21 protein-coding genes and 2 tRNA genes are annotated in these 19,529 nt (G+C 34.4%); 12 read left to right on the forward strand and 11 right to left on the reverse strand.

Features of this window, described 5'->3' with window-relative positions:
* Nucleotides 1-3 precede the first annotated feature (3 nt).
* Nucleotides 4-654, forward strand: coding sequence for a rhomboid family intramembrane serine protease (locus B0I22_RS15185; protein ID WP_133946292.1), 651 nt, complete (start codon nucleotides 4-6; stop codon nucleotides 652-654).
* A gap of 21 nt (nucleotides 655-675) precedes the next feature.
* Here B0I22_RS15185 and B0I22_RS16200 read toward each other — a convergent pair whose 3' ends face one another.
* The 7 genes from B0I22_RS16200 to B0I22_RS15215 form a co-directional block, all read right to left on the reverse strand.
* Nucleotides 676-825 carry a hypothetical protein gene (locus B0I22_RS16200; protein ID WP_166668251.1) on the reverse strand — a complete coding sequence of 50 codons (150 nt, stop codon included), beginning with the start codon at nucleotides 823-825 and terminating at the stop codon, nucleotides 676-678.
* Nucleotides 826-942: 117 nt separating this feature from the next.
* Nucleotides 943-1,290: a DUF4180 domain-containing protein gene (locus B0I22_RS15190; RefSeq protein WP_425459599.1), complete on the reverse strand. Its 348-nt coding sequence runs from the start codon at nucleotides 1,288-1,290 to the stop codon at nucleotides 943-945.
* Entirely contained in the window at nucleotides 1,290-2,249 is a 960-nt protein-coding gene (gene prmC / locus B0I22_RS15195) for a peptide chain release factor N(5)-glutamine methyltransferase (protein ID WP_133946294.1), read from the reverse strand. The genes B0I22_RS15190 and prmC overlap by 1 nt, the downstream gene beginning before the upstream one ends.
* Nucleotides 2,250-2,350: 101 nt before the next feature.
* On the reverse strand, nucleotides 2,351-3,112 hold the full coding sequence (locus tag B0I22_RS15200) for a YaaA family protein (protein ID WP_133946296.1): 762 nt from the start codon (nucleotides 3,110-3,112) through the stop codon (nucleotides 2,351-2,353).
* 139 nt (nucleotides 3,113-3,251) lie between these two features.
* Complete coding sequence (locus B0I22_RS15205; protein WP_133946298.1) at nucleotides 3,252-3,863, reverse strand: L-threonylcarbamoyladenylate synthase; 612 nt, start codon at nucleotides 3,861-3,863, stop codon at nucleotides 3,252-3,254.
* A 390-nt stretch (nucleotides 3,864-4,253) separates the two neighbouring features.
* A tRNA-Met gene (locus B0I22_RS15210) sits at nucleotides 4,254-4,329 on the reverse strand.
* Between the two features lie 221 nt (nucleotides 4,330-4,550).
* Nucleotides 4,551-4,626, reverse strand: a tRNA-Met gene (locus B0I22_RS15215).
* Between the two features lie 203 nt (nucleotides 4,627-4,829).
* On the opposite strand from B0I22_RS15215, the gene B0I22_RS15220 reads away from it, so the two are divergent.
* The 4 genes from B0I22_RS15220 (at nucleotide 4,830) to B0I22_RS15235 (ending at nucleotide 9,064) form a co-directional block, all read left to right on the forward strand.
* Entirely contained in the window at nucleotides 4,830-5,189 is a 360-nt protein-coding gene (locus B0I22_RS15220) for a BlaI/MecI/CopY family transcriptional regulator (RefSeq protein ID WP_133946300.1), read from the forward strand.
* Between the two features lie 116 nt (nucleotides 5,190-5,305).
* Nucleotides 5,306-7,297, forward strand: coding sequence for a M56 family metallopeptidase (locus B0I22_RS15225; RefSeq protein WP_166668252.1), 1,992 nt, complete (start codon nucleotides 5,306-5,308; stop codon nucleotides 7,295-7,297).
* A gap of 55 nt (nucleotides 7,298-7,352) precedes the next feature.
* The gene (locus tag B0I22_RS15230; RefSeq protein WP_133946304.1) at nucleotides 7,353-8,189 is read left to right on the forward strand and encodes a GLPGLI family protein; all 837 of its coding nucleotides are present in this window, start codon (nucleotides 7,353-7,355) and stop codon (nucleotides 8,187-8,189) included.
* Between the two features lie 26 nt (nucleotides 8,190-8,215).
* Nucleotides 8,216-9,064, forward strand: a complete 849-nt coding sequence (locus B0I22_RS15235) for a GLPGLI family protein (RefSeq protein WP_133946305.1) — start codon at nucleotides 8,216-8,218, stop codon at nucleotides 9,062-9,064.
* Nucleotides 9,065-9,108: 44 nt separating this feature from the next.
* Here the strand turns inward: B0I22_RS15235 and mscL are convergent, their stop codons facing one another.
* Nucleotides 9,109-9,480, reverse strand: coding sequence for a large conductance mechanosensitive channel protein MscL (gene mscL, locus B0I22_RS15240; protein ID WP_133946306.1), 372 nt, complete (start codon nucleotides 9,478-9,480; stop codon nucleotides 9,109-9,111).
* 119 nt (nucleotides 9,481-9,599) lie between these two features.
* Between mscL and B0I22_RS15245 the strand changes: the two genes are divergently transcribed.
* On the forward strand, nucleotides 9,600-11,090 hold the full coding sequence (locus B0I22_RS15245; RefSeq protein ID WP_133946308.1) for an NAD(P)H-hydrate dehydratase: 1,491 nt from the start codon (nucleotides 9,600-9,602) through the stop codon (nucleotides 11,088-11,090).
* On the opposite strand, the gene B0I22_RS15250 is transcribed toward B0I22_RS15245, so the two are convergent.
* Nucleotides 11,082-12,134 carry a DNA topoisomerase IB gene (locus B0I22_RS15250; protein ID WP_133946309.1) on the reverse strand — a complete coding sequence of 351 codons (1,053 nt, stop codon included), beginning with the start codon at nucleotides 12,132-12,134 and terminating at the stop codon, nucleotides 11,082-11,084. The genes B0I22_RS15245 and B0I22_RS15250 overlap by 9 nt on opposite strands.
* Nucleotides 12,135-12,297: 163 nt before the next feature.
* Here B0I22_RS15250 and B0I22_RS15255 point away from each other — a divergent pair, with 163 nt between their 5' ends.
* The 6 genes from B0I22_RS15255 to rluF all read left to right on the forward strand — a co-directional run bounded on the left by B0I22_RS15255 (nucleotide 12,298) and on the right by rluF (nucleotide 16,506).
* Entirely contained in the window at nucleotides 12,298-13,197 is a 900-nt protein-coding gene (locus tag B0I22_RS15255; protein WP_133946311.1) for a cell division protein FtsX, read from the forward strand.
* Nucleotides 13,198-13,200: 3 nt separating this feature from the next.
* Nucleotides 13,201-13,509, forward strand: coding sequence for a DUF3098 domain-containing protein (locus B0I22_RS15260; RefSeq protein ID WP_133946313.1), 309 nt, complete (start codon nucleotides 13,201-13,203; stop codon nucleotides 13,507-13,509).
* 73 nt (nucleotides 13,510-13,582) lie between these two features.
* Nucleotides 13,583-14,401, forward strand: a complete 819-nt coding sequence (locus B0I22_RS15265) for an undecaprenyl-diphosphate phosphatase (protein ID WP_133946314.1) — start codon at nucleotides 13,583-13,585, stop codon at nucleotides 14,399-14,401.
* A gap of 91 nt (nucleotides 14,402-14,492) precedes the next feature.
* Nucleotides 14,493-15,191, forward strand: a complete 699-nt coding sequence (gene truB / locus B0I22_RS15270; protein ID WP_133946316.1) for a tRNA pseudouridine(55) synthase TruB — start codon at nucleotides 14,493-14,495, stop codon at nucleotides 15,189-15,191.
* A gap of 8 nt (nucleotides 15,192-15,199) precedes the next feature.
* Nucleotides 15,200-15,784 (forward strand): hypothetical protein, encoded by a 585-nt coding sequence (locus B0I22_RS15275; protein ID WP_133946318.1) that lies wholly within the window; start codon nucleotides 15,200-15,202, stop codon nucleotides 15,782-15,784.
* Complete coding sequence (gene rluF, locus B0I22_RS15280) at nucleotides 15,784-16,506, forward strand: 23S rRNA pseudouridine(2604) synthase RluF (RefSeq protein ID WP_133946319.1); 723 nt, start codon at nucleotides 15,784-15,786, stop codon at nucleotides 16,504-16,506. The genes B0I22_RS15275 and rluF overlap by 1 nt, the downstream gene beginning before the upstream one ends.
* A 134-nt stretch (nucleotides 16,507-16,640) precedes the next feature.
* Here rluF and B0I22_RS15285 read toward each other — a convergent pair whose 3' ends face one another.
* Together B0I22_RS15285 and B0I22_RS15290 are read right to left on the reverse strand one after the other, a co-directional pair.
* Complete coding sequence (locus B0I22_RS15285; protein WP_133946321.1) at nucleotides 16,641-17,978, reverse strand: ComEA family DNA-binding protein; 1,338 nt, start codon at nucleotides 17,976-17,978, stop codon at nucleotides 16,641-16,643.
* Nucleotides 17,979-18,113: 135 nt separating this feature from the next.
* Nucleotides 18,114-19,259, reverse strand: a complete 1,146-nt coding sequence (locus B0I22_RS15290) for a DNA/RNA helicase domain-containing protein (RefSeq protein ID WP_166668253.1) — start codon at nucleotides 19,257-19,259, stop codon at nucleotides 18,114-18,116.
* Between the last annotated feature and the right edge of the window lie 270 nt (nucleotides 19,260-19,529).

Genomic DNA, 19,529 nt, shown 5'->3' on the forward strand with positions numbered 1-19,529 from the left:
AAAATGGACATTTCACTATATATTTTAGTCGCAATCATTGCAATCACTTGCGTCATCAGCTACATCGGATTTCAGCAACCGGAGTTTTTTCAGAAGTACAAATTCGAAGTTGGCGCCATCCAAAGACGCAAAGAATACATCAGAATTCTCTCCGCCGGCTTTTTGCACGGCGATTTTATGCATCTCCTTTTCAATATGTACACGCTGTACATTTTTGCGCCCATAGCGCTAATAGGATTCGGGATTGGCGGATTTTTGATTATTTATTTGGGTTCCATTATTTTAGGAAATCTATTTTGCCTCTATGTTTACAAGAATGTGCCTTTTTATTCTGCGATTGGCGCAAGTGGCGGGGTTTCAGGCGTTTTGTTTGCCGCGGTAGCTTTGGCTCCCAATGACATTCAGATTTGGTTCATTCCAGGTTTTGCATTCGGCGCACTTTACTTCGGGTATTCCGTTTATATGATGCTCAACCCAAGAGCAAATGACAATATCGGTCACGCCGCGCATCTCGGTGGCGCGTTTTTCGGTTTGGTTTATGCCGTGGCTTCCTATCCAGAATTTGCGATGCAGAATGCTCTGTTCATCGGGATTATGGCTTTGCCACTCATTTATTTGGCCTACGAAATCTTCGTTAAGAAGAGAATCGGCTAGCAATCATTTATCACCTATCATTCATCTTTTATATTCAGGAGCAAGACGATTCCATTTTTGTTTCACCATTCCAACCCGCTGTCCACTATATCTTTTTTGTGATTGCGAGCGACGATAATCAATCCAATCAAACATTTTTTTCGCAATCACAAAAAAGGATGCCGTTCCCATCGGGGCTATGTTGAGGTTTTGCTATTCTTTTCACGATTAAAAAATCCAATAAATCAAGAATATCAAAAAAATCTGATTAATCTGCGAGATTTCCAAAGTCCAAAAATATGACAGTTTTTATAGAGCTTCAGAAAGCTTTCCAACAAAATTAATCTGTCTTCCCTTATTACTTTCGAAAATAAAATCTCTCAAACTCTGACTCTCATATTTTTCAAAATCACCAATAATCGCCAAACGAATTCTGTAGTTTGAAAACTTTTGTAAAACATCACCAGCCAATTTGTTTTTCAAATCAAAGAAATCGGGCGTAAAATTTTTCTCAGAAATTATCACTTTATCAAAACCTTGATAATAAATATTTCCAACCAAATCCAACGCATCTTCCGCAGAATTGATAATCATTTCATCTGAAATAATTTCTGCAATTTTTGTATCGTTGAAGTCGTGAGTTTTTATTTCCATCATTATTTCCTTCCAAAAATCATTCTGTCATTCCCCGAAATATCTTTCAAGAGTTCAACCTCAGAAAATCCATCTTTGTACAATTCGAAAGTTTCCAATCCCAATTTCTGATTAATTTCCAAAAATAAAAATCCATTTTCAGCCAAATGATTTTTGCAATCTTCTGCAATTTTTCTATAGAAAATCAAAGCATCCGAAGTAGGAGAGAAGAGCGCCAAATTCGGTTCAAAGTCTTTCACAGAAACCTCAATCTCAGGATTTTCTTCAATCCCGATGTATGGCGGATTGCTAATTATAATATCATAAATTTCTTTGTCAGTCTGAGCGGAGTCGAAGATTTCATTCAGATAATCTTTATTTATGAAATTAATTTCAGTTTGATGAAAGTTTGCATTCCTTCTCGCAACTTCCAAAGCATCGTTCGAAATATCAATCGCAGTCACTTCCGCATCAGGAAAATACTTCTTCAAAACAATCGGGATAATTCCGCTTCCCGTTCCAATATCTAGGATTTTAGTAGGAGAGTGGGAGAGTAGGAGAGTTTGAGGGTTTGAGGGTTTGAGGGTTTCAGAGTTGTCAGGCTGAGGCTCTCGAAGCTCATTATTAGAGATTCGATTCTTTTTAATTTTCTCTTGTATCTTTCTAATAGCTAACTCCAGAAGTTCCTCCGTTTCTGGTCTTGGAATCAAAACGTGTTCGTTGACGAAAAATTTCATACCATAAAATTCCGTTTCGCCAAGGATTTGTTGAAAAGGTTTCCCTGTTTTCAATTCCGAAATTGCTTTTGATAATTGATTAGAATCACTTTCAGATAAATTTTTATCAAGATTATGTCGCAATTCAATTTTGTTCAAATTCAAAAAATATTCACAAAAAATCGAGAACAATTCCTCAATCTCAGATTTGGAATAAATCTTAGAAAGCTCATCTTGAAAGAAAATTTTGATTTGAAAAATAGTCATTTTATAGATTTATGATAAAAAGTGCGAAGCACTGAAATGCTGGTAGAAAATCCATTTGAAAGGAAATACAAGTGCGAAGTACTGAAATATTGGTTATTAAATCATCTTGTAAAAACCAAATTAGTTTCAGTCGAAAGCTTTTCATCAATCAAATAATTCTCATAATTAAAAGCCTTTAATTCATCCAAATTTTGAACATTATTTTCCGCACAGAAACGGAGCAAAAGTCCTCTGGCGTGTTTGGTATAAACCACGATGGTTTTTAGTTTTCCATCGGGTTGGATTTGTTTAAAATCAAAATCAATCACTTGACTTTTTAGCTTTTTCCGATTGACAACTTTGATGTACTCTGAGCTGGCAAGATTGAAGACCAATTCACCTTTTTTAAGTTCAGAATTCAATTGTTCCGTGACTTTTTCTGTCCAGAATTCGTATAGGTTTTTATAAGAATCAAACTCAAAATGTCTTCCCATTTCCAATCTGTAAAGCATCACTTTGTCCGATGGTTTCAGCAATCCGTAAAGTCCGGAAAGCATTCTGTAATTTTTCTGAAGATAATCAACTGCTTTTTGGTCAAGTGTTTTTGCTTCCAAACCTCGGTAAACTTCGCCAGTGAAAGCAAACATTGCCGGAGCTGAGTTTTTTGCCGTTGGTTTCGCGCTCCATTTCTGATTTCGTTCCCAGTTTTCATCCGCCAATTTTGGCGAAATTTCCATCAACTCAGATAAAAATTTTGGCGATTTTTCTTTTAAAAAAGATTGAATAAATTCAGAATCCTTGATGAATTTCGGAGTCGTAGGTTTCAAAAATTCTGTTGAATTTTCTACATTCATCAATTTTGCTGGAGATGTAATGAATTTCATAACTAGTTATAAATTATCGTCTAATGTTTCAAAATCACTTGCGTCCCGACTTGAACGGAACTCCTTTTTTGTGGCTGGAAAAGCCTTGGCAAAAAGAGTGGGAGTGGAAGGCGGAAAAGACGCCCAAATTATTAAAATATTACAAAATTCCTTTCCCTTGTCGAAGAATTTCTGGCTCTCCGGAAGTCAAATCAACAATTGTAGAAGCGGTATTATCACCATAACCAGAATCGATAACGAGGTCAACCAATTTGTCATATTTCTCGGCAATCAGTTCTGGGTCTGTAGAATATTCCAAAATCTCATCATCAGAATGAATGGATGTAGAAACAATCGGATGACCCAATTTTTCAACAATCATTTGCGGAACGATATGGTCCGGAACTCGGATTCCGACGGTTTTGTGACCTTTGTAAGAAGTGGGGAGATTTCTGTTGGCTTCCAAAATAAACGTGAAAGCGCCAGGCAAATGGTTTTTCAAAAATCTGAAAGTCGAAGTTTCTATCGGTTTTGTGAATTCTGAAAGATGGCTGAGGTCATTACAAATGATAGAAAATTTATGCTTATCAATCTTGATTCCTTTGATTTGCGCCAGTCTTTCCATCGCTTTATGATTGTAAATATCACAACCAATTGTATAAATTGTATCAGAAGGGTAGATGATTACACCGCCATTTTGCAAAACTTTGACAGCTTCGTCTATCAAGTTTTCTTGCGGATTTTGCGGATATATTTTCAGAATTTTTGCCATAATCAAAGGTATTGATTAAAGATAGTATTTGCAAAATAATTTAGCAAAAATGGATATGCGTATCTCTCTTAGTAATTTTGGTGTTTAAAATTTATACAATGAAAAATAGGAATTTAAACCAGTTAATAGTGGAACTATTTATCGAAATTCTAAAAAGTGGATTTTATGAAAAAACTGAAGAAAAAATTATAATAAAAAAAAATTATATATTTTAAAGATGAAAATGATGACACATTAGCATATATATTTTCAGATTGCATTTTTCCATTTTATAACATCAATGAAATAATACCAACAAAATGTATTTTATGCAGATTTATTTCAATGTGGAAAAGAAAAGAATTAAATAACTATTAAAAAAAAAGAGAATCACTTTTGTGATTCTCTTGTTGGTTGCGAGGACACGACTCGAACGTGCGACCTCCGGGTTATGAGCCCGACGAGCTACCTACTGCTCTACCTCGCGGTGCAAAGATACAAATTTTTTATTACGAGGCAAGCGAATGTGATTTTTTATTTTTTTCTTCAACTGTAATTGAAAAATAATTAAAACAGAATTTTTAATGAAAAATGAATTTAATAAAAAGAGGGGAATTAAATTCTTGTTTACCAAAATTGGAAGTGGTAGACAAATATCTAGTTGATGAGGTACAAAAAAAAGAGAACCACACTGTGATTCTCTTGATTTGGTTGCGAGGACACGACTCGAACGTGCGACCTCCGGGTTATGAGCCCGACGAGCTACCTACTGCTCTACCTCGCGGTGCAAAGATACAGCTTTTCTGTTACAAGGCAAGTTTAAAATTAAATTTATATTAATAAATTATTTAATAATTGAATATCAGTATGTTATATTTTTTAACGTCTTTTAACTATAAAAATAGTTGTACGAATGAAAATTAATCCTACATTTGTATTACTAAGTTTTTAGTGATATAAGATTGATTGTTTTTAAAAGTAAAGATTATGAATAAGTTAACCAAAGCAGAAGAGCAGGTGATGCAGTATCTTTGGCAAATAGAGAAAGGATTCTTGAAAGACGTTTTAGAATTGTTCCCAGAGCCAAAACCGCACACCAATACCATTTCTACAATCCTTAAAATCCTTATGGATAAAGGCTTTGTAAGCCACAAAACTTTTGGAAGACAACACGAATATTTTCCGCTCATCAGTAAAGAAAATTACAGTGGAAGATCCATCAAAAGTCTGGTGAAAAACTATTTCGAGGGTTCTTACACGAATGCAGTTTCGTTTTTGGTAGAAAAAAATGAAATAAGCGTAGAAGATCTGGAACTTTTGTTGGATGAACTTAAAAATAAGGACTAATGGAAGCTTTTATGTTTTATTTGGGCAAAATGATCCTGTGTTCAGGGGTGATGTTTGCTTACTATTTGTTATTCTTAAAGGATAAAACATTTCATCACTACAATCGTTTTTACCTTTTGCTGACGGTAATTATCAGCTTGGTTCTGCCACTGATAAAGGTTTCTTATTTCACAATTGAGACCAATCAGAATTTTTACTTGTTGCTAAGTCAACTCAATCAAAATCAACTACAAAACTCAACCAATGATCTCACTATTTATCAAGTTTTTTATGCAATTATTGGAGTGGTTTCAATCGCTCTTTTAATTAGATTAATATTAGGAATTACTAGAATTCAGTCCATCAAAAATCAGTTTCCGAATGAGACGATTGAAGGAATCAAATTCTATCAAACTAACTTAAACAACGCACCATTTTCATACTTTCGAAATCTTTTCTGGAAACAATCGATTCAATTGGATTCGCCTGTGGGACAGCAGATTTTGAAGCACGAGATGGTTCATATCCAGCAAAAACACAGTTGGGACAAACTACTGATGCAGACCGTAAAATCTGTTTTCTGGTTCAATCCTGTGTTTTATTTTATCAACAACGAAATCAATCTTATTCACGAATACTTGGCGGACAACAAGGCAGTGAAAAAATCCGATACGAGAGCATTTGCGCAGATGCTTTTGGAGAGTCATTTCTCTGGGTCGGTGATTCCTGTTACGAGTCCTTTTTTATCATCTAACCTCAAAAAAAGACTTAAAATGCTTACAAAAAACCAAACCAAGTACAGCTACGCACGCAAACTTTTTGCGCTACCAATTTTATTTTTTATGGTGTTTGCCTATATGGTAAATGCAAAAAATAAAGAAATCACGGAAACGAACAAAGCAATTGAAATTGCTGTAAACGAACTGAAAAATGACACTATAAAACCTCAAACTTCTGAGTTGGAGGACTTATCAACGGATCATCAAAGACAAACACGGGTTTATTCTGATGCTTTGCAGGAAGATCATTTGAAAATGTCGGCGATCAGTAAAAAAATGGCTGATAAAGGCAAAGAATTATCTGCGCTGAAAAAAGCCAAAAAAGATGAATCGCCGGAGTATAAAGCTTTGGAAACGGAGATGGAAACGCTTGCAAGCCAAATGGAAAACATCGTAAATTCTGATAATTACAAAAAGAATATGAAAGGTCTGGAAGAAAATGCGGAAGCATTGGCGAAGATCTACGAGTCTCCGGAATGGCAGAAAAAGTATCAGGATATTGAAAAACGAAGCAAAGAAATTGAAGCTAAATTCAAGTCAGCGGAGTTTAAAAATAAAATTGCGAATGCAGAGAAATTAGCTAAAGAAACTGAAAGAAAAGTTAATTCTCCTGAGTTCAAAAAAAGAATTGCAGATGCTGAAAAGCTTGCATTTGAAACGGAAAAGAAAATCAACTCTGCTGAGTTCAAAAAAAGAATTGCTGATTCTGAGAAAAGTGCAAAAGCGTTTGAAATGAAATTTAACTCGCCAGAATTTCAGAAATTTTTGGAGCAGGCACAAAAAATCGCAAAAGATGCAGGGGAAAAGTTTGGGAAGATTTATACTGATGAGGAATTTAAAAAAATGATTGAAGATCAGTATGGGAAAAATGCTTTCTCAGATGGTACTGTAGCTCACGGTTTTGATGCTTCAAAGTTTCCAGAATTTAAAGATTTGCCGAAGTTTGAGTATAATTTCAATGATACATTTACGACTACGGAAGTAACAAAATTATCTTCAAAAGAATTAAAAAAACTAGACAAAAAAAGAAAAGAAATCGAAAAAAAGCGAAAAGAATTACAGGAAGAGCAAAGAAAACTTCAGCTAAAACAACAGGAGCTAAACAAAGAAATGCGACAAAATAGTCCTTGGGTCATCAGCGTCAATGCAACAAAGACACCGCTTAGTCAAAAAACTTCCGCTCTTTATGGTGTATCAACTTTTCATTCAAATGAGCCTAAGACCGAAATCTTTTTGGATGGTAAAAAAATATCTCCAGAAGAGATGAAAGAACTTTCGGCAAGTAATATTTCCAGGATTGATATTGATAATTTTAATAAACAAAAAACGGTGAAAATCGTCACCAAATAATAATTTCAGATTCATAACACTTTAGCCGGTTCGCCGGCTTTTTTAATATTAAAATATGAAAAAACTAATTTTACTTTTTACGCTCATCGGAACTTTAGCAACTGCTCAAAACAAACGTTTTATTTACGAGTACAAATTCATTTCAGATTCTACAAATGTGGAAGATGTGAAAACCGAAATGATGTTTCTGGACACCACAAAAGAAGGCTCCAAATATTACAGCTACACGGTTTTCAATGCAGATTCTGCGATGAAAGTCAATCTCGAAAAACAATTGGCGGCGACTGGCTCTATTAATATAACATCTGATATGAGAAAAGGCGAAGTGAGATATTCTGTGACCAAAACTTATCCAGATTACAAAATTAATCTTCACAGAAGGCTTGGTATGGACAAGTACAAAATCTCGGAAGATCGAAAAATCAACTGGAAAATCTCATCAGAAAAAGAAAAAATAGGCGAGTGGAACGCACAAAAAGCGGAAGCTGATTTTGCTGGAAGACATTGGATTGCTTGGTTCTCTACAGAGATTCCGATTCAAGATGGGCCGTACAAATTCCAAGGTTTACCTGGTTTGATTGTCAAAATTGAGGATAAAAACGGTTCTCATAAAATGGAATTGAAGGGTATTAAAAATATTACTGGTGATTTGGACATCAACGTATTCGAGGCTAGAGAAATTGCTGTCAATTCCAAACAATTTCATAAAGTAATTAAGGATTACGAAAATGATCCGACAAAAGGAATCCGACAAATGCAAATGGGTGGCGCAACAATAGTGATGACGGGAAAAGACGGGACTTCTTCAAAAATTGCGAAGGAAAATGAAGAAAGATTGAAAGCACAAATCAAAAAGGATAATAATAGAATAGAACTTGATATCGTAAAATAATATATTTGTAAACTAAAAACATAACGATGAAAATTTTTCTATTCTTGATTTCTTTATTTGTATCAATTTCAGTTTTTTCTCAGAGTCAGAGATTTTATTATGATTATCAATTTCAGACAGATTCTACAGATGTGGAAACCAAAAAATCTGAATTGATGGTTTTGGATATTGACAAAAAAGGCTCAAAATATTACAGCGAATATGTTTTTCAGAATGATTCCATAATGGATGTTCATTTCCAAAAAAATATGGCAACTCACAATGATGATGTAGTTCCATCTTCCGGTAAGGAAGGTGTGATTGTTTACAAAATTTTGAAGTCTTATCCAGATTTTAAAATGAATCATATTATCACTTTGGATATGACTTTTTACAATGCCAGTCAGCAAGTGAAACTGAATTGGAAGATTTTGCCGGAGAAAGAGAAGATTGGAAACTGGTCTGTACAAAAAGCGGAAACAGATTTTGCAGGCAGACACTGGATTGCGTGGTTCTCTACAGATATTCCTGTTCAGGATGGACCATACAAATTTCACGGTTTGCCGGGTCTGATTGTTAAAATCGAAGATAAATCAGGCTTTCATAAAATGGAACTGAAGGGAATAAAAAACAAGGTTTTGGAAAGAAATATTCTACTTTCGGAATGGGAAAAGCCAATTGTCATAGATTATAAAAAATACCAAACTGTTTACAAAAATTACAGAAAAGACCCAATGGCAAATTTCAGAAAAATGGCAAAAGATGGCGATGTTTATATGACGGATGATGCAGGAAATAAAATCACGGGTCCAGATTTTGTAAAATCACAAGAAAAGCAAATGCTAGAAATGATAAAAAAAAATAATAATATTCTGGAACTTGATCTTTTAAAATAGAAAACTCCACCGGAAAGGTGGAGTTTTTTATGCTTTAAGAAAAATTATTTCTTCTTCAATTCATCTCTGATCTCAGCAAGTAAAATATCTGTAGAAGATGGTCCGGCAGGAGCAGCTTCTTCTTTTTTGTTAACCTTGTTGGCTAATTTGATGATCCAGAACAAAACAAATGCAATGACCAAGAAACTTATAACAGAGGAAAGGAAATTTCCGTAGGTTACGCCATTCCAAGCAAGTTCTTTGATATTTTCAGCACCAGCAGCTTTCAAAGCCGGAGTTAGTAGCAATGGTGTGATGACATCATCAACCAATGATTTTACGATGGCACCAAACGCTCCACCAATGATGACACCGACAGCAAGATCTACCACATTTCCTTTGAAGGCAAAATCTTTAAATTCTTTTACAAATCCCATAGTTGTATTTTTATAGTTAGTTAAAACAAAAATATAATTTTTTTATTTAAAACACTTTATTTTTTCATAATTCATAAAGATTTTATTAATTAAATTTGGTTAAGTTTTAAGTAATCAAAATGAAAATCCTGACAGCACAACAAATCAAAGCCTGCGACTCTGCAACCATCGGAAAGGGAATTTCTTCCATTAATCTAATGGAAAAAGCATCGAAAGCTTGCGCGGATTGGATTAATGACAATTTTAAAACAACTCATAAATTCTTGATTTTCTGCGGAAACGGAAACAATGGCGGCGATGGATTTGCGATTGCCAGAATGCTTTATGAGAAAAGTTTCGATGTTGAGGTTTATATTAATGAGAATCAAAAAGATTTTTCTGCGGATGCGAAAATTAACCTAAAGAAATTAAAACAAATCAGCGGCATTGAGATTAAAGATTTTTCTAGTTTTTCTATTTTGAAAGATGAAAAAACGGTCATCATTGATGCGATTTTTGGTTATGGATTGAACAGAAAATTATCAGGAAATTCTGAAAAGATTATTAATAAATTAAACCAAACAAAAATTCAAAAAATAGCAATCGATATTCCGACTGGGTTGTACGCCGACAAATTAATGGATGAAAACGCAACAGTTTTAAAAGCAGATTTTACATTGACTTTCCAATTTTACAAACGGAGTTTTCTCCATCCCGAAACCGGGAAATTCTGTGGAAAAATTGAAGTTTTGAATATTGATTTGGATCAGGACTTTATTAATGAAACAGAAACTGATTATTTCGTGATTGATGAAAATATAATCAGAGAAATTTACAAACCTCGCGAAGAATTCAGTCACAAAGGAACTTTCGGCAAAAGTATTTTGGTTGGCGGAAGTTATAGAAAAGTCGGCGCGATACTGATGTCCACATTATCTGCGCTCAAAACCGGAAGCGGATTGACTTTCACAATTGCGCCAGAATGTGCAAACCTGATTTTGCAATCGCAAGCACCGGAAGCAATGTTTATGGATTCCGGAGAAAAATATATTGAGAAAATAGGGATTGTTGATAAAGCAGTTTATGGAATCGGACCAGGTTTGGGCAAAGAAATACAAACTCAAAAAGCTTTATTTGAATTTTTGAAATCTTACAAGAATTCAATTGTTATAGATGCAGATGCGCTCAATATTTTGGCGGAGAATGATAAGATTAATTTAATTCCAAAAAACGCCGTCATCACGCCGCATCCTTTGGAATTTGAAAGGTTGTTTGGCAAAACTGAGAATTCTTTCGAAAGATTAGAATTGGCAAGAAACAAAGCCGAAGAGTTGCAAATATTCATTATTCTAAAAGATCATCATACCGCAGTCATTACGCCTGATAGAAAGATTTTCTACAACATCACAGGAAATTCCGGAATGGCAAAAGGTGGAAGTGGCGATGTCTTGACTGGGATTTTAACGTCATTAATTTCTCAAAAATATGAAATTGGAAAAGCCTGCATTTTCGGCGCGTGGCTTCACGGAAAAGCAGGCGATTTTTGTGCAGAAGAATTCTCCAAAGAAGCTATGTTGCCAACCGATCTCATCAGTAAAATCGGAAAGGTTTTCAAATATTTATCAAGCTGAAATTCTGCTTTTTCGCTTCGGTGAATTTTTTTTAGGTTTTGCAGTTGGAACTCTCGTAGGTTTCAATTTTGATTTCAGCATATACAAAACGCCAACTTCGGTTTCCGATAGATTTTCATTTTTCTTCAAAAGTTTTTTGATTTCTTTTTGGAAATAATGAACCGTGTGGCCATTTTTATAATGTTCAAAAATTCGCGGATCGATGTAAGAATCTCTTGCGACAGAAGGCGTGTTTCCTAATTTCTCAGAAACGGCAACAATCGCATTTCGGATTCTCTTTTTGAGTTCTTTCTGTTGTTTTTCTTCACAAATTCCAAGTTCGTCCAAGATTCCCGCGGCAATCATTGTTCCAGCCCAAGTTCGGAAATCTTTAGCAGAAAACTCGTCGCCCATTATTTCCCGAATGTATTGGTTAAGGTCTTGACTTTCAACGGTAATTAAGTTGTTGTCTTTGTCATAATATTTGAAAAGTCTGTAGCCTGGCAATTCTACAATTTCAGAAATTACCTTTGTTAATTTGGAATTGATAATGTGTTTTTCTTGAAATTTTCCCGATTTTCCTTTGTAAGAAAAAATCATTTCGTCACCTGCAATTTCCAGATGTTTTTTACGAATGGTTGTAAGTCCATAACTTTGATTTTGCTGTGTGTATTTCGGACTTCCCGGTCGAAAATAAGCTGAGTCCAAAAGTCTGACCATCGCCGCCAAAACTTTTTCCCGAGTCATTTTTTTCTTTCTGAGATGTTGCCCAGTCACACGTCGCATATGTTCCAATCTTTCTGCAAAGTGAAGGATTCTATCAAACTTATCAGCATCTTTTTTCGCTCGGAATTTTGGATTGTAAATGTACTGTTTTCGCCCTTTTTGGTCTCTTCCGACGACTAAGATCTTTGCGCTTTTATTGGTTGTGATTTCCACGCCAGTCCACGCTGGCGGAATGACCAATGATTTTATATATTCGATTTTTTCTTTGTCTTTCAGCCTCTCGTTGTTTTTGTCGACGTAAGAAAAGTTTTTTCCCGATGGTTTGCGGATGAGTCTCATAATTTTGATTTGGTGATTTTCCTTAAACAATTAAAATGCCGATTATATTTAATTATGAAAGATAATTCAGCAATGTCGTTTTCCATTCGCATTTATGATTTTATTAACAGTGAGAAAGGTCGCTTATTAAACGAAATTCTCTATTTTAGCAAAAATTTTTTTGATGCCAAAGACAGTTGATGATTTTAATAAAAGCAGACTCAGATCCAGTAATATTACTGTGGTTATCAGTATTTCACTGGTTTTATTCCTTGTAGGTTTATTTGGATTGATTTTGATAAATGCTCAGAAATATTCTGATTATATCAAGGAGCAATTGGTTGTTGAAGCCTATTTCGAGGAATATTTGGATCCGCGGGATTCTGCCAAAACTATGAAGTTTCAAGAAGAGACTTTTGCAAAAATCAAACAACAGAATTATGTAAAGCAAGCCAAATATATTTCCAAACAACAGGCAACAGTTCTCGCTAAGAAACAGTTGGGAATAGATGCGGATGCGCTTTTCGAAGAAGATATTTTTCCAGCATCTGTTGAGGTGACTTTGAAACCGGAATTTGTAGATCCTGCAAAGATTGACAGCGTGGTTTCTCAACTGAAAGCTATCAACGGTGTGAAAGATGTCGCGAATGACAATCAATTGACGATTGATGTTTATAACAATTTGAACCGAATTTTGACGTGGATTCTGGCTTTTTCAATTTTGTTCTTGATTGTCGCGATTGTTTTGATTAATAATTCAATTCGACTGAAAATATTTTCTAAGCGGTTCATTATCAAAACGATGCAGTTGGTTGGTGCGAAACGAAGATTCATTTTGATGCCTTTCATCAAAGAAGCTTTGGTTCTCGGATTGATTGGTTCTTTCATCGGGATTCTGGCTTTGGGCGGACTTTGGTATTACTTTACCAATCAGATTGGTACACCTTTCGTGCAAGATACAAATCAATACATTTTGTTGATTATCATTATTTTGATGGTAGGTATTTTCATTACCATAGCAAGTACTATCTTTGCAACTTGGAGATTCCTGAGAAGCAACGTGGATGATCTTTATTATTCTTAAAAAATGGCAAAAAAAACAAAAAATAAATATTCTGCAGATCAATTCGGAACACCTTCGGAATCTGTGGAGAAAAACAATTTTTATTTCGGAGGCAAGAATTTTAAATTAATGTTGATCGGTTTAGGTATGATTGTCTTGGGATTTGTCCTGATGATGGGACCAGACGCCAACACAACACCAGAAGGGAAATTTGATCCGAACTACTGGAACAACGATATTTTCTCATTCCGAAGAATCAGATTGGCGCCAATTCTTGTGATTGCTGGATTCGTGGTTCAGATTTTCGCGATTCTAAAAAGAAACAAAGACTAAATTTTTAATTTTCAACATACAAACTTTGTCAGGGTTCTAAACTTTGACAAAGTTTTTTTTAATTAAACTAATAATGGATTTAATCAAAGCGATCATCATCGCAATCATAGAAGGACTTACGGAATATTTGCCAATTTCTTCCACTGCTCATATGGGTTTCGCCGCGAGCTTGATGGGATTGGAAGAAACCGAATTTCTAAAGATGTTTCAAGTGTCCATCCAGTTTGGGGCAATACTTTCTGTGGTTGTGGCTTACTGGAAAAAATTTTTTGATGTAAACAATTTGCAGTTGTATGTAAAACTTGGGTTCGCCGTTATTCCGGCCTTGGGAATTGGTTTTTTTCTTGATGATTTGATCGAATCTGTTTTAGGAAATCAAATCGCCATCTCAACTGTTTTGGTTTTGGGTGGTGTGGTTTTATTGTTTGCCGACAGTTGGTTCAAAAATCCTGTGATCCACGATGAGAAAGAGATTTCCATCAAGAAAGCTGTGATTATCGGATTTTGGCAATGTTTGGCGATGATGCCTGGGACGAGTAGGAGTGCGGCTTCTATCATTGGTGGTATGACGCAAGGATTATCCCGAAAAGCCGCTGCAGAATTTTCATTTTTCTTAGCTGTTCCTACAATGTTGGCAGTAACGCTTTATTCCGTTTTCGTGAAAACTTGGGGCAAAGAATCTGCAACACCAATGAAAGGTTACGAGATGATTTTGCAATCGCAGGATCATATTATGATTTTCATTGTTGGAAATATTGTGGCTTTTGTTGTGGCTTGGATTGCAATCAAATCTTTCATCAGTCTATTAAACAAATACGGTTTCAAACCTTGGGGCTGGTACAGAATCGTGGTTGGGATTGGATTGTTGATTTATTTTAATTATTTCAAATAATTAAAAAACGATATTCAGCCTTGTCAAGGTTTCAAACCTTGACAAGGCTTTGAAAAACAAAACTCTCCAACTCTCAAACACTCCAACTCAAATGACATCAGAAGAATTACAATCCGGACACATATTTCTATTGGACAAACCTTTGGATTGGACTTCTTTCCAGGCGGTCAATAAGTTGAAGTACAAGCTCAAAAGAGAGTTTCCAGAATTGCCTAAGAAATTCAAGATTGGCCACGCGGGAACTTTGGATCCAAGAGCAACAGGTTTATTGATTGTTTGCACAGGTAAATTCACAAAGAGAATTCCAGAGATCCAAGATGCACCAAAAGAATATTGGACAGAAGTGAAAATCGGTGTTCAAACCGAATCCTACGATACTGAGAAACCAGAGATTTTACAGACCGATTTTTCTCATATTACGGAAGAACAAATTCACGAGACTTTACAAAAATTCATCGGCGAGATTGACCAAAAGCCACCTGTTTTTTCAGCACTGAAAGTTGATGGAAAACGTGCGTATGACCTTGCAAGAGCTGGAACAGAAGTGGAAATGAAATCTCGAAAAACCACAATACATTATCTTAATCAAATAGAAATTAATCTTCCCTTTGTTTCTTTCACAGTTGGTTGTAGCAAAGGAACTTACATCAGAAGTTTAGCGCACGACATTGGACAAGAACTTGGCGTTGGCGCTTATCTTACACAATTAAGAAGGACAAAAATCGGAGATTATTCCGTGGAAAATGCGACGGCGGATTTCATTAATAATGATTTTAAAATTTCAGAATAAAATATTTAATGAAGAAGAATTTACTTTTTTTAAGCTTAATATTTTCAGTTTTTGCTTTCGGACAATCAGAAAAAAGCAAAACGATGGGATTTTATATCAGCCCGAATGTTCAGATTGGATACAATCTAGGAAATTCAATAAAAGATAATCAGAACAAAGATTCGCCTTATTATCAGCAAAATGTGGCGCCTTATCTTCCGAATGATTTTACTTACGGAATAGGCGTCGTTGGCGGCTATCATCTTTTGCCATTCTTCGCTTTTGGAACGGGAATTAGGTATAATTTTATAGACAGTAATCAGCATCTTCTGAATTGGGTTATACAACCTAAATTTCTCTTGGGGAAAGACGATTGGAAAGGAACAATAGAATTGGAATATGGCAAGCAATTCAATCATTCGAATGTGAATAACACGAAGCATTATGGATTGAAGATTGGTTATCAGGATTCCTTTTCTAAAAGATTGAATAATGAATTTGGATTTTTTATCTATAGTCAGAATTATCAATATTCAAACGCAGTTTTTGTAGGTGTTTCGTTAGGAGTTACAATTTTCAGCAAAAAAAATTACACAGTTTACGGAAAAGATTAATGGAAAAAATAAGAATCAATAAATATTTGTCAGAAGTTGGATTTTGCTCCAGAAGAGCGGCCGACAAACTTTTGGAAGAGGGAAGAATCACCATCAATGGCGTAGTTCCAGAAATGGGAACCAAAGTTTCTGACGAGGACGAAATTTTCGTAGATGGAAAAACCATCCGCAAACCAAAAGACGAAGACTTCGTTTACATCGCTTTCAACAAACCTGTAGGAATCGTTTGTACGACAGATACGAAACGTGAAAAAAACAATATTGTTGAGTACATCAACCATCCAAAACGAATTTTCCCAATCGGACGATTAGACAAACCAAGTGAAGGTTTGATTCTCTTGACTTCCGATGGCGATATCGTAAACAAAATCCTGAGAGCGAGAAACAATCACGAGAAAGAATATTATGTGAGAGTCAACAAACCGATTACCGAGAAGTTTCTTGAAAAAATGAGAAACGGTGTTCCAATTCTGGACACGGTTACCAAAAAATGCGAAGTCGAAAAAATCGACACGATGAATTTTCGAATCGTTCTCACACAAGGTCTCAATCGCCAAATCCGACGAATGTGCGAACATTTGGATTACGAAGTAAAGAAGTTGAAAAGAATCCGAATTATGAACATCAAACTCGATTTGCCAGTCGGAAAATGGCGTGATTTGACCGCAGAAGAAATGTCGGAGCTCAACGGATTATTAGAAGATTCCAGCAAGACGTTTTAGTGATTTTATCAACTTAAAAACTATTTATCTCTCGCAGATTTAGCGAATTTAGCAGACGTTTTTTTTAATCTGCCAAATTTGCCAAATCTGCGAGATTTTTTTATAATTAATTTTTACCCATCAACTATCAATTATCATTTATCATCAATAATATAGAGCTTCATCTTTTCCTCGTACTCTGGTTTTAGCTTAAGAAATTTCCAAATCTTTTTGTCTTCCTGATGCGTAATTCTGTAAAAGATAATTCGGTCCGCCGAGAATTTGAAATAAGGATGTTTTTTCAGCCAATCTTCTGGTGCGTTTGCCAGTGTGTATTTTGCGACATTCGAGTTGTCCAATTTTGCAACATAGATTAATCGTTCGCCTATTTTTCTGTCGATTTCGTAAGTTTCTAGCAATTGATTTTTATTAATGAAACCACCAAGTTTCTTTCGGAAAGCTAGGATTCCAGCAGAATCTTTATCTGTAAATCCAAATTCTTGCAATTGCTTGAAATTGATTTTGTTAAGGTCAATTTTAGCAAAATCCGTTTTCTCGGTAGCGACAGTTTTTTCTTCAACTTGTTTTCCTTTTTCCGGAATCGAAAGTTTAATCCAAGGTTTCATTTCTTCAAACTTCTCCTTCGAAATGACAAAACATTTTTCAACATCTTCCAAAGATTTGAAACTTCCGCGCAGATTTTTGTCTCGATAGTTGACGATAACATTTGCCTGTTTTTCAGAGAATCCCAAAGCTTGCCATTCTTGAGAATTTAGAATATTTGGGTCAAAATAATCGCTAATTTTCACCACTTCTTTTTCCTTCTTTTTCTCAAATTTATTAGCCAGATTTTCCGGTGTTTTATTAGGTAAAATCAAGAAATGCGACATTTGCGAAAATTGCTCATCATTGATGATAAAGCATTCTTTCAGCTTTTCTTTGCTTATGAAACTTCCACCGAGATAACTTTTATATTTCAAAATTGCCAACGATTGTTTCTCAGAAAAACCCAGATTTTCCCAATCCTTTTGAGAATAAGAATCTGGATTGAATTTCCCTTTGATGTTCAGCTTTTTCTTTTCATAAGGTTTGTGACTGAATTGATTATTTTTAAATTCAGAATTAGTTTCAGGAAGCAGAATGTAATTTTCTAAAGATTGATATTTTTCCTCCGAAACTGCGTAGCACTTCTTGAATTGTTCTTTGGATTTGAAATTTCCGCCGACAATCTCTTTGTATTTGAGAATGGTTTTGATTTGTTTTTCTGTGAAACCAAGATGTTTCCACTGTTTTTCGTCCAAATCATTTGGATTGAATTCTGATAGAATAATTTCTTCAACTTTCGGCGTGATGAAAGTGATTTGAGGCTTTTCGTAATGCTGATTCTTTTTGTAAATAGAAAAAGCAAGCTGTGAAAAAACAATAAGAATCCCGAAAATAGCAAGGCTGACAAGTTGCCTTTTCCGGATTTGGAAAGGGAGTTTTGGCATCATTGGAGTGTTTTGCTCCAAAAATAAAAAGCTTAATTCTATCTATTTTACGGAAATCCGTAAAATGCTAATCATTTAAAGAATTTTTGAGCTTTAGAAGTTCTGCTTTTTTAATTTCGTAAGTATATATATTCAGATTTACTTCTTTTCAATGTTTAAAATCTGTAAACAACGTTCCAAAACATTAGTGTTGTTAATAACAATTACCTTAATTTTGTTCCTTGCACGTGTTATATTTTGATATAGCATATACTCTGGATTATAATAACAACTTTTTGAATAAGTTAAAGAATCGTTTACGTATTTAAAGTCATTATCAATAACAACTACCACTTTGTCAAATTCTTGTCCAATGATATTATGAGTTTTTGTTCCAATTTTTGGGATGTAGTATTTTTCGTATTGGTGCGTGTCATAGAGTGATGGTGTGTAATTTATTATTGTCCAATCTCCTGCAATATTGCTCTTCATAAAAGATTTTGCTTCTTCCATATTATTGAGATATAGTAACTCTACTGAATCATATCGATACTTCTCAATCAGTCTACTTTTATCAAAAAGTGATTTAATGAAAGCTGAAATTTCTTTATTAGTTCTAATCTTACCATTAAGAGTATGAATTTCAGGTAAGAGATTTGTCTCTATAATTTTGGGAATATTTCTGCTCTTTTCACTTTTCTGTAAAACTTGTCTTTCATCGTATGAAAAAATGATGACGATATTATTTTGTTTTGCGTGTTGGATTATTTCATTTAATTGATCTACTCGTATTCTTTGGCATTCATCAATAATTATTACTTCTATACCAGCTTGTAATGTATTTCTGTAATATTTTATAGAAACGATATTCCAATTATAAGTTTCTACTAATTTATCTTGTCCTTCATTTAAATTTGCATAGTGAATTATGCAAGCATTTTTTTTGTTAATAAAATATTTTGCTATATCATAAATCAATAACGTCTTACCGGATCCTGGCTGTCCCTTTACTACTATGAATCTTTTATTATCCTTTTCAATATCATTAATGATTTTTCTTTTGTGTTCATCTTGATCAGCTGTCAAAAAATATTCATTATTAATAAACTTATCAGTTGAGTTAAAAGGAGAAACAAGAAAATCGGATGGATTGAAACTAGTGCCAAGATTAAAATCGATGTCAATAAATTGTCTATTTAATAAATTTATTATTATTAGTACGTCTACTTCAATGACATTGTCGTGGATGTCAAGTTTATAAAATTTATTTTCACTTGAAATATATGTGAAAAGATATAACTCCAATTTTAAAAATCTTAAATAATATCTGTTTTTTATTAATTGATCTTTAATTTTATCTGGCGTAGCTTTTAATTTTAGCTCAATATTAATTACAGATTTGTTTCCAAACCGTAATAAGTCAAATTTTTCCCTATCTGAGGAATATTAAATCCAAAAGAGAAATATTCGAAAGCTCTGTATCTTGCTTTTCTAGGATTTAAAAGTGCCTGTATACAACTAACTAAATCTTTAAGTTCTTGAGGTTTAATTACGGTATCGTGAAATTTAAGATAG

Source organism: Epilithonimonas xixisoli (assembly GCF_004365655.1).
GTDB lineage: Bacteria > Bacteroidota > Bacteroidia > Flavobacteriales > Weeksellaceae > Epilithonimonas > Epilithonimonas xixisoli.